Raw genomic sequence first — 10152 nt, 5'->3', positions numbered from 1 at the left:
CTCCCGCTTGGCGTCGCGCAGGGCGTCGTCTATGGCGTGCAAGGCCGCTGCGGCGGCGAGGAACGACGCCGGACTATGGGCGTTCGTGCTGGTCGTGGACGGCTTGTCGGCTGCGGTCACGGGCACCTCCCTCTGTTGTCATCATGTAGACGACATCGCGTTTGTCATCCATTGGATGACATGTTACAACGGTGTCAGTGAGGCGCATTGGCAGCAACTGCCTGAACCCGCTGGAGGTGTTTTCACGATGTTGATGCGCACTGACCCCTTCCGTGAGCTGGACCGGCTGGCGCAGCAGCTGATGGGCCCGGGCACCTGGTCCCGCCCGTCGGCGATGCCGATGGACGCCTACCGCGAGGGCGACGAGTATGTGGTGGCCTTCGACCTTCCGGGCGTGACCGCGGACGCGATCGACATCGACGTCGAGCGGAACATGCTCACCGTCAAGGCCGAGCGGCGGCCGGTGGCGAAGACCGACGACGTCCAGATGGAGCTGTCCGAGCGGCCACTGGGTGTCTTCTCCCGCCAGATCGCGCTCGCCGACACCCTCGACACCGAGCACATCCAGGCCGACTTCGACGCGGGCGTACTCACCCTGCGCATCCCGATCGCCGAGCGCGCCAAGCCCCGCAAGATCTCCATCGGCGTCGGATCCGGCCACAAGGAGATCTCCGGCTGACACCGGCCGGACGGGTGCGGAGGGCGGGCACCTGATCTCCCCCTCACCCCGCTCTCCGCACCCCCGTGGGCAGTCCCAAGAAGAAGGGTGGCGGCCGATATGACTCCGCGGCGCGAAGCATTCCTCGGCCACGTGAAGGAACGCGGCGAGTACGACACTGCGGAGGCGCGCGGCCCCTGTGGTACTCGCTCTCCTCGGCGCCCACCCGGTCGGCGACGTCCGCACTCCTGGCGGCGCGCCTGCCTGAGGCGTTCGCCCTGATCCTGCTCAACCCGCTGCAGAACGCGGAGCCGCTGTCCCCGGGAACGGTTCCGTCCGCGCAACCGCCGCGTGGACCGAGGGCGCCACCGAACAGACCGCGGCCCGGGGCGTCAGCGCCGTGCTGTCCACCGTCACGGACGCCGCCGACGAAGACCTGCCGGGCCAGATCCTGCTCCAGCTCCCCGCCCGGCTACGACCTGCTCTTCGGCCGCCCCAGCCCACCTGACCACCCCGCACCCCGGTGCACGAACACCGGCCACAGCAAGAAAGGCAACCCCCAGTGATCTCCGACCGGCAGGCACCGCCCCAGCAGCCGTACGGGACGGCATACGAGCAGATGCTGGAAAAGGTCCGCTACGAGGGCGCCTACCCAACCCGCGAGAGAGCCGACGAAGCCGTCCGCCTGGTTCTCGCCGGACTGGGGCGCCAGCTGACCGGCGACGAACGCGTCGACCTGGCCGGCTGCCTGCCCCTGGAAGCCGCACGCGTGCTGACCGAGCAGATCCCCGCCCCCCAGCCGCTGACCGGCTGGTCCTTCGTCAAGGACCTCGCCGCCCGCACCGGCGCCTCCCTGGCCACCACCCGCTGGGACACCGGCTCCGTCTTCTGCGCCGTCGCCGCCTGCGCCGGCCCCGACCTGCTCACCCGCATCCTCCACCAGCTCCCCACCGGCTACGCCCTGCTGTTCGGCCGCGCCGAACTCATCCAGGCCGCATAGACGGCGCGCGGGCCCGGCTGCTGCCCGCGCCGCCTTCGCCCGTTCCTCGATCGCGGTGGCTTCGTTCACGTTCAGCAGCAGCGTTTGTCTGCTGGTTTGGGCAGCAGTTGGTGATCTTGCGACCTGTAGATGTTCACGAGAAATAGCGTCAATGCGGGACGGTCTGGCCGACCATGTCAGGAGTCCTGATGTGCACTGTCGGCCGACACGCACAGCGCATAGGCTCCCCGCCGCGCGGGCGCCGCCTCTGTGGTCGCCCGGCCTTCGTCGGAGGCAGGGCGGTCGGGGGTCACGCCGTCGCCGGTGCCTTAAAGCTCCAACCTGCTCCTCAGCCATTCAGGTGAGGTGGCAGGCCGCCTCCGCGTGCGAGCCCCGATGGTGCGGTACGTAGAGCGGCATGGCCACTCCCCCGATCCCCCGCCGAGCGCGGAGACCGTCAGCCGCCAATCCCTGGCGAACCGCAAGGGCTACAACGACCGCTTCCTGGGAACGGCTGTACCGCTGCCCGTGCCTGCCGATCCGGGCATCGAAACAGTGATCCTCCCGTACACCAACTTCAGCGTCGTCTTCCGCCCGGACCGGCGGCTGGCCGCGGCAACAGCCGTCACGATCAACGGCGCGAACCTCATCGATGTGCCACGCAACGACGACTGGCGCTTCGACCCCCGCATTCCCGAAGCCCAGCAGGCCGGCCACCCCGTCTACAAAGACAACCCCCTGGACAAAGGCCACCTGGTCCGCAGACTCGACCCGGTATGGGGCGCGGAAGCGTCCACGGCGAACAGCGACACGTTCCACTACACCAACGCAGCTCCGCAGATGGACATCTTCAACCAGGGCAAGAAGCTCTGGCAGGGCTGGAGAACTTCCTGCTCGACCACGCCGAAGACTTCGACCGCAAGCTGACGGTCTTCACCGGGCCGGTGCTCGAGGACTCCGATCCGCCCTACCGGGGCATCCAGGTACCGCTCCGGTTCTGGAAAGTCGCCGCGTTCATGCACGACGGGGACCTGGCGGCCACCGCCTATGTGCTGGACCAGAGCCCCGACCTCACCAAAGACGCCGCCGCCCAAGCCCTGGCCAAAGCCGCACGAGCAGGCGCCCCTCCCCCGCTCGGCGCCTTCCGCACCTTCCAGGTACCTGTGACCGACATCGCCAACCTCACCGGCCTGGCCCTGGGCCCACTGCCAGCCGCCGACCGGCTCCCATCCGGAGCGCGGGCAGCACGGCGCTGGACCCTCCTGGAGTCCTACAACGACATCACCATGCCCACCTCGTAGAAGGGCACATGAGGCCGGAACCGAGCTGTAGACGCCGCCGTTGCTGGCGCACAGGTCTTGACACGGGACCGGAAGCGGTCCCGGCATTGCCCCGACGGGCGCAACGCCGCCTGATCATAATTATGTTGCGGGCCGGCGATGGCAGTGGGTGGTGCAGGCCGGGGTGTTGGTGGCGTCGTTGCCGACAGGCGGGGAGGTCAGGCAGGCAGCGATGAGTTCTCCTGCCTGCCGGAGTCTTCCCTTCATCACCGCGACTGCGGATGACCACTTGCGGAAGGATGACCGGCAATGACGACCACTCACACGCTCGACGTCCCGGGCGCGCGTCTGCACTACGAGGTCCGTGGCGCGGGCCCGCTGCTGCTGGTCATGGGAGCGCCGATGGCCGCTGCGGCGTTCGCACCGCTGGCCGACATGCTCGCCACCCACACCGTCGTCACCCACGGCTCGCGAGGCATCTCGGGAAGCATCCTCTATGACCCCGGGCAGGACTCCATTCCCGAGTTGCGGGCGGACGACGTCACCGCCCTCCTGGACGCCCTGGGAGCCGAGTCCGCCGACGTATTCGCCAACGGCGCCCGCTTCTTCGCCGATGAGCTGCGGGGCACCACGCGCTACCTACCCGACATCGCCGCGTTGGCGGCTGGCCCGACCCCCGTCGTCGTCGGCATCGGCGTCGCCTAGAGGGGGCTGGATACCTACCTGACTTCCACTGCGCTGGCCGAGCTGCTGGGCACGCCGCCGGTCGAGTTCCCCGGCGACCACGGTGGCTTCATCGAGCAGCCCAAGGAGTTCGCTGAGGTGTTGCGGAAGGTGCTGACAGGCGATCGGGCGAACGGGTCGTTCGCCCGTTACTGACTTCGGCTCGGCAGGGTGATCTTTGTCGATGTGCCTGATGGGTCCGGAGTGCGGGCTGTATCTCGTGCTGTAGGGAGGCGCCTGCGCATGACGAAACCCCCTCGGCGACAGTGCGGCCGAGGGGGGTCAGGCATCGAGGATGCTCAGCCGTTACGGCTGATCAGACGGCGGTGACGTTGAGACCTGCCTGGCCGCTCTGCAGGTTCGCCGCACCGTCCACGGTGACGCTGTGGCCGGCCAGCTCGGCGCCGCCGATGCCCTCCAGGTGGCCCGGGCCGCCCTGCAGGGCCAGACCGGCCGCGCCGCCGGCAACGCCGTCCAAGTCGGCGTCGGATATCTCGCGGGTTTCGATCCGGGCTTTGTTGCTCATGAAGCACGCTTCCTTCGTCAGTGATCTCTTGTATGAGGCGACCGGGACCACAACCGCGGTCCGGGACCGGCTCGGACTCCGGTACGGGCAGGGCTCTCCGCCCGTACCGGAGAAAGAGATCCACAGACACGGAGAACCTGCGGATCCGACTCGCCGATAACCAGCCGCCACACTCCAACTGCGCCACGCGTCCCCCACACGTCACACCCGCACCAAACCGGTGACGTAGGCACGTCACTTACGGCTGTAGACGTGACAGAACTACTGACTTCGGCTCTTCAGGGTGATTTTTACCGAGCTTAACGAGCGCAAGGCCCGCGCCTTCGCCTCGTGGGCCGACGTCAGCGGCGACGGCTCCCTGCGCCACGAGGCGAAGCGTGCCGAGAAGGCCGCGCAGACCACCCGCGAGATGCAGGCCAACCGAGGCGGCCAGACGGTCGGTGGCACGGCGGGCAGCAACCGGCTGGCGGTAAAACGACTGCTGACCCGGCAACAGGGCGTGCACGCCCGTGCCGTGCTGGACTACGTTGCCGCCCACTCCCCGCACCCGGAGGCCGAGGTGCGCCTGACGGTGCTCATGCTCACCCTGCAGGCCGCGCGCGCCGGTACCGGGAACGTCACCGGCCGGGACCTCACCGACTGGCTCCGCGACGATGCCGAGGGGGAGATGTCATCCGGCGTGATGGGCGAGAACTGGGCCTCCAGGGCCATCCGCCAGGCTCCGGCCGGATCGCTCACCAGCACATCGGCCCGCCATGCGCCCTCCGGGCCGCGGACTTCCAGCTCGGCGTGCGCGCCGGTGTCCCGGGCGGCGGCTGCCACCTCCAGCTTCAGCAGGTGGTGCGCCAGCGTCTCCCGTGCGAGCACGCATTCCGGGGCCCCCGGGGCGTGAGTGAAGAACCGCAGGCCGCTGGGGAACCGCTTGCTGTGCATCGGGTGTCGGCATTCGTCGCAGGTCAGCGGCGCGGACGGCTTTACCTTCCACACCTGATCCCACGAGCGCCCGCAGCCGAGATCGGGTAAGTGTGCGAAGACGGTCCCCCACTGCGCGTGCACGGCCCGGAACGCCATCGGCTCCCTGCTTCATCGGCGAGAAGGACAGTATGGCGTGGGCCATTGACAACGCATCAGGTCGCGATCCGGCCGTACGAGATCACCAGCGGCGGCGGGCATGGTGGTCGTCAACTCCTACTTTGCGGCTGGTGTCTGGGCCAGGACTCCGGGGGCCAAATCCCCGCGAGTCCGCGGAAACTGAAGGTTCTTCAGCGGGAACCCGAGGGTTTAGGGACGCCATCTCGGGGGTTGCCCCGTGGGTTCGCGGCGAACATGCGGAAGCGGCTTCGAGGTCGGCCTGAAAAAGAGGCCTGACCCCGCTCCTTGTCGAGGTGGTCTCGCTTTGTCAGGCAGGCAGGGCGATCACAGGACGAGCATGAGCTTGCCGCCGGGTCGGCGGGACTGGCTGAGCTCGGCCGCTTCCTGGATCTGGTCGAGCGTGTAGGTGCGGGCGACCGGTACGACCAAGATGCCTTCGCCGGCGAGCCGGGCGAACTCGTCCATCTGCTCATAGCGGATCTCGGTGGTGGTACGGACGCCCAGCTCGGCCGCGGCGGCGAAGTCCGAGACGGTGAGGACACGGTCGGGATCCCCGGTCAGCTCGATCAGCGTCGGCAGTGAACCGCCGGCCGGGCTGGGCTGGTCGGCGCGGTCGATCCGGCCGCCGGTCGGGGCCGCGTCGAGGGCACGATCGATGTGGCCTGCGGACAGTGCCCTGACGCGTTCGGCCATGCCCTCGCCGTAGGCAGCCACCTGGGCGCCGATATCTTCCAGAGCTGCTGCCCGGGTCTGCCCGGCAGTGGCTATCACCCGAATACCCCGGTGCAGCGCGAAGCGCACCGCCGCCTCACCCACGGTGGTGCCCGCGCCGTGGACGAGCAGCAGCTCACCCGGCTGGACGCCGAGGTCGTCGAGCGCGCGCCACGCCGTCTCGGCCGCCATCGGCAGCGCGGCGGCCTGCTCGGCGGTGACGCCTTCGGGGATGCGTGCCCAGGCCGGCATCAGCGCGTACTCGGCGGCGCCAGCCGTCGGGCCGTCGAAGGTGGCCGGGCCGAACACGCGGTCGCCGATCTGGACGCCGGTGACGCCCTCGCCGAGCGCGTCGACGGTGCCCGCGATCTCGAAGCCGAGCCCGCGCGGCAGCGGCGGCAGATGGTCGGCGAGGAGACCGTCGACGACGTGCCAGTCGGCCGGTGTCAGGCCGCACGCCCGCACGGCGATCCGGATTTGACCGGGTCCCGGCTCCGGCTGTGGGACGTCGCGGAGCACGATCACGTCCGGGGACCCGAACCGGTCGAATTGAAGAGCCTTCATGACGATCTCCAAGCGATGACAGCATCTGTTGTCATCGACGATATCATCGTGACAACAGATGCTGTTGTCGTACCCTGGTGGGTATGCCGAGATGGGAATCCGACGCACAAGGTCGGCTCGAGCGCGCGGCGCTCGAGCTGTTCGAGACACAGGGGTTCGAGCGCACCTCGGTCGCGCAGATCGCGGGCGCCGCCGGCCTGAAGGAGCGCTCCTTCTACCGCTACTTCCCCGACAAGCGGGAAGTCCTCTTCGCCGGTAACGAACTCGAGGCCCACCTCGTCGCCCAGGTCGAGGCGACCGACCCAGGCCTCACGCCGATCGAGGCGCTGCTAACAGCGCTGAGAACCGCGGAGGAGATCTTTCGCCCGCGCGAGTTCCTGCTGCGCCGCGTCAGAGTGATCGCCGCCAACCCGGCACTGGCTGAGCGCGATCTGATCAAGCTCGCCGACATCGCCGACGCGCTGGCGCTGGCGCTCGAGCGCCGCGGCGTCGAGCCCGGCAAGGCACGCTTCATCATCGACGTGGTGCTGGCGATCCACCGGCGCGCCACGTCCCGCTGGCTGACCTCCCCGGATGCCTCCCTCTCCCAGCTCATCACCCAGGCCTCCGACGAGTTGCGCGAGGCGGTCACGCTGCCGGCTCCAACGGCCCGCTGAGTCGGCCTACGACTCCCGAAGCTGTCCACAACGGACACGAAGGTGTCCCGTCCCTGGTCGGCCGGCATGGCCTGACCGAAATGGCCCCTTTTGGGCTCACCTCGGCGATACCCCGGCTTCGACTCCGGCTGGAGAAGCTGACGGGCGGAGTCCGCGTAGCGGATGGCGGTCTTCTCATCGATTCCGAAGACGAGCGCGAGGTGGAGTGGGTCGGCGCCGTGGGTGAGGGCCTCTTCGAGCTGTCGGTCGACGCGGAGCCGTTCCAGGGTGGCGGTGAGGTTGCGGGTTGCCCGGGTGGTCCAGAGTTTGCCGGCCGGGCCGAGTTCGACGCGGTCTTCTGGGTGGTCAGTAGGTGGGGGTTGGCCGTGTTCGGCCAGCGGTTGCGGCGGTGGTCGAGCCAGTCCAGGACCGCACGGCGGGTGAGGTCGTCGAGCGGGCGGAGATGACCGCCGCCGGTGATGCGCCGGTTGCCCAGGTCGACATCCTCCAACTTCATGGTGCGGATCGTCTTCGGCCGTGCCGCGTAGATGGCGGCCAGGGCGACGATGAGCCGGATGTCCGGGGTGGTGGCGGTGGCGGTGGCCTCGTCGATGTCCGCCTGGGCGAGAGCTTGGAGGACGCCGCCGGTCTGCCGGGCGACTCGGATGGCGATCGTGGGGGTTGCGGAAGATCTGGTCGTTCTTCTTCGCGTGCCGGAACAGTGACCGCAGGGCGACGATCCGGCTTTCGCGCTGTTTGCCGGTGACAGCGTCCCGGACCGCGATGATGCCCTCCCGGGTGACCTCTCGCAGGTGGTCGTAGCAGCTGGACCACTCCAGCAGCACCGGCTGGGTCTCACCCAGGTAGGCCCATGCCGTGTGCCGGGAGCGAGGCTCGGACCGCGGGCCACCGTCGAGGAGAGTGCGAACCCAGGCTTCGACGGCACGACGGATACCCTCGGGCATCCCGCCGAGCTTGCGCTCCAGCCACCGGTCGACGGCGGGGGCCCGGTCGTCGGCGAACAGGCCGAGGCGGTCGAGGACTTCGGCGGTCCGCACGACGGGAAGTCCTCGGACGCGCTGGGACGGGAAGACGGAGTACCGGATCGATTCACCTTCGCGGAAGCCGGACAGCACGATGACCAGGGCCCGGTTCACGTCGCTGGTGATCCAGCGGCTCCAGCCACGGGCCTCTCCCAGCGCCCCTGCGGCCTGCCGGGCCCGGACCAGCCAGGGATTGGCCAGGTCGGCATGGAGTTCCCTGTCGAACCGGCGGAAGTCCCGAGTGACAGTGAACAGTGTCAGTTGCGCTGACGTGGTGATCAGGCGACGCGGTTCGGGAAGCGGCAGCGGCTTCAGCACGCACCGCCCGGCCTTGCCGACCCCGGGCCCGCCATTCTTGGGCCGCCCGGCCGACCTCGGCGACGCCCTCGGCGTCTCGCGCACACGACTGTCCAACCACCTGGCGTGCCTGCGCGACTGCGGCCTGGTCATCACCGTCCCCGACGGCCGCCGCATCCGCTACGCCGTTTGAGTGCGGCCGGAAGTGGCCGGAGAGCATTGCTGGTCTCCGGCCACCCGGCCACAGGGCGCGGTGCAGGGGCCGGGGTCAGGCGGTTTGCACCTTGTCCGCCTCCATGTCCTTCTCTGCGTGCACCGCAACGAAGGACACGTTCTGACCCTCTCCCAAGGACTTGCCCGGGAGGCCGTCGGTAGATCCGGCCCCAGCCGAGCCCGGGCGACCTCTTCGGTCCGCCCGTCCGGACCGAACCCGACCACCAGTCGTGTGTGAACATCCAGATCAACACTCGTACGATCGAGGAACACCGGCGCCTCCCGTGAATGCGGCTGTACCGACAGCTCATCCATCGGCAACCTGCGTCCAGCTTCAAGAGCGAGGCTCCGGTCCTCCTACCGTCTAGGGGATGGTCAAGGAAGGGGCGTCGAGTAGGTTCGCTTTCCCGCCCGTGACGGCTTGGACGGCGCCCGGGTCAGTCTTCATGCTGTGCGGGTAGCCCAGTTGTAGTGCGCTGACAGTGTCGAGCCTGTCGATCTGTTCTGGACTTAGGTGAAGCTCGGCCGCTGCAAGATTGGTCTTTAGCTGCTCGGTCGTTCGTGGGCCGACGATTGGGACGACTCCCTTGGCCATTGACCAGCTGAGCGCCACCGTTTCGGCACTAACATCCGCTTCCTGGGCGATCGCTTCCACCGTGTCGAGTGTGGCGGCCTTGTTGTCGTCTTCTTCTTTGTGCAGGAACTGGCTGATCGAACTCTGCGCGCGGCCGGTTTCGCCTCGGCGATATTTTCCGGTCAGCATGCCTCCGCCGAGGGGGGAATAGCCCAGCACCCCCAGTCCGAAGCCTTCCGCCATCGGCAGCAGATCGCGTTCTGCGGCGCGTTCGACCAAGCTGTATTCGGTCTGGATGGCGACCAGGGGTGCCCAGCCTCGTGCCGCGGCGATCGTCGCGCCTGTCGCGACCCGCCAGGCGGGAAAGTTGGACAGGCCGGCGTAGAGCACCTTGCCGGAACGGACAAGATCGTCGAAGGCGCTCATGATTTCTTCGATAGGAGTCGCGTAGTCCGGAGCGTGGGCCCACAACAGGTCCACTCGATCGGTTTTCAGACGTCGCAGGCTCGCCTCCAGCGACTGCACCATCGACTTTCTGCCGTTACCGGTCATCTGGAGGCCGCTGTCCATCGTGGTGCCAGTTGCGTACTTGGTTGCCAGTACCACCTCGTCTCGATGTGAGGCGATCATGTCGGCGAGATATACCTCCGCGTCCCCGAATTGATAGTTGCTGGAGGTATCGATGAAGTTTCCGCCGGCCGCACGATATTCGTCGTACATGTCCTGCGCCCCGGAAAAGGTCGCGCCGTGTCCCCAGCCAGCTCCGAAGTTTCCGGTTCCCAGAGAGAGCGTCGAGACACGCAGTCCTGATCGGCCGAGGTATCGATAACGCACAGTCCGCTCCTAAACACCAGGGT

Annotated in this window: 8 protein-coding genes and 4 pseudogenes; 8 read left to right on the top strand and 4 right to left on the bottom strand. The window is 68.3% G+C overall.

Translation table 11 applies throughout. From position 1 onward, the window contains the following. Positions 1-120, bottom strand: a pseudogene (locus LIV37_RS51635) (type III effector protein); the annotation flags it as partial. 127 nt (positions 121-247) lie between these two features. Here LIV37_RS51635 and LIV37_RS51630 point away from each other — a divergent pair. From LIV37_RS51630 to LIV37_RS51605, 5 genes and pseudogenes are all read left to right on the top strand, one after another. Beyond that, a complete protein-coding gene (locus LIV37_RS51630; RefSeq protein ID WP_020874985.1) occupies positions 248-679 on the top strand; it encodes an Hsp20/alpha crystallin family protein in 432 nt (143 codons plus the stop codon). Between the two features lie 99 nt (positions 680-778). Then, a pseudogene (locus LIV37_RS51625) lies at positions 779-1224 on the top strand (DUF2267 domain-containing protein). After that, positions 1221-1658, top strand: a complete 438-nt coding sequence (locus LIV37_RS51620) for a DUF2267 domain-containing protein (protein ID WP_020874984.1) — start codon at positions 1221-1223, stop codon at positions 1656-1658. The pseudogene LIV37_RS51625 and the gene LIV37_RS51620 overlap by 4 nt, the downstream one beginning before the upstream one ends. A gap of 375 nt (positions 1659-2033) precedes the next feature. Continuing rightward, positions 2034-2938 (top strand): annotated as a pseudogene (locus tag LIV37_RS53020) (DNA/RNA non-specific endonuclease). A 288-nt stretch (positions 2939-3226) separates the two neighbouring features. Then, positions 3227-3622 carry an alpha/beta fold hydrolase gene (locus LIV37_RS51605; RefSeq protein ID WP_020874983.1) on the top strand — a complete coding sequence of 132 codons (396 nt, stop codon included), beginning with the start codon at positions 3227-3229 and terminating at the stop codon, positions 3620-3622. 334 nt (positions 3623-3956) lie between these two features. Here LIV37_RS51605 and LIV37_RS51600 read toward each other — a convergent pair whose 3' ends face one another. Beyond that, on the bottom strand, positions 3957-4166 hold the full coding sequence (locus LIV37_RS51600; RefSeq protein WP_020874982.1) for a hypothetical protein: 210 nt from the start codon (positions 4164-4166) through the stop codon (positions 3957-3959). A gap of 283 nt (positions 4167-4449) precedes the next feature. Between LIV37_RS51600 and LIV37_RS51595 the strand changes: the two genes are divergently transcribed. Next, positions 4450-5058 (top strand): hypothetical protein, encoded by a 609-nt coding sequence (locus LIV37_RS51595; protein ID WP_020874981.1) that lies wholly within the window; start codon positions 4450-4452, stop codon positions 5056-5058. Positions 5059-5582: 524 nt separating this feature from the next. Here LIV37_RS51595 and LIV37_RS51590 read toward each other — a convergent pair. Next, on the bottom strand, positions 5583-6533 hold the full coding sequence (locus tag LIV37_RS51590; RefSeq protein WP_121826648.1) for an NADP-dependent oxidoreductase: 951 nt from the start codon (positions 6531-6533) through the stop codon (positions 5583-5585). Between the two features lie 83 nt (positions 6534-6616). Between LIV37_RS51590 and LIV37_RS51585 the strand changes: the two genes are divergently transcribed. Next, positions 6617-7189 (top strand): TetR/AcrR family transcriptional regulator, encoded by a 573-nt coding sequence (locus LIV37_RS51585; protein WP_020874979.1) that lies wholly within the window; start codon positions 6617-6619, stop codon positions 7187-7189. Between the two features lie 1386 nt (positions 7190-8575). Continuing rightward, positions 8576-8692: pseudogene (locus LIV37_RS51580) on the top strand (ArsR family transcriptional regulator); the annotation flags it as partial. A 393-nt stretch (positions 8693-9085) separates the two neighbouring features. On the opposite strand, the gene LIV37_RS51575 reads toward LIV37_RS51580, so the two are convergent. Next, positions 9086-10129 (bottom strand): aldo/keto reductase, encoded by a 1044-nt coding sequence (locus tag LIV37_RS51575; RefSeq protein WP_121826349.1) that lies wholly within the window; start codon positions 10127-10129, stop codon positions 9086-9088. Between the last annotated feature and the right edge of the window lie 23 nt (positions 10130-10152).

The organism is Streptomyces rapamycinicus NRRL 5491, assembly GCF_024298965.1.
GTDB lineage: Bacteria > Actinomycetota > Actinomycetes > Streptomycetales > Streptomycetaceae > Streptomyces > Streptomyces rapamycinicus.
Note: the sequence above shows the minus strand (reverse complement) of the source record. Positions and strands in the feature narration are given on the sequence as shown.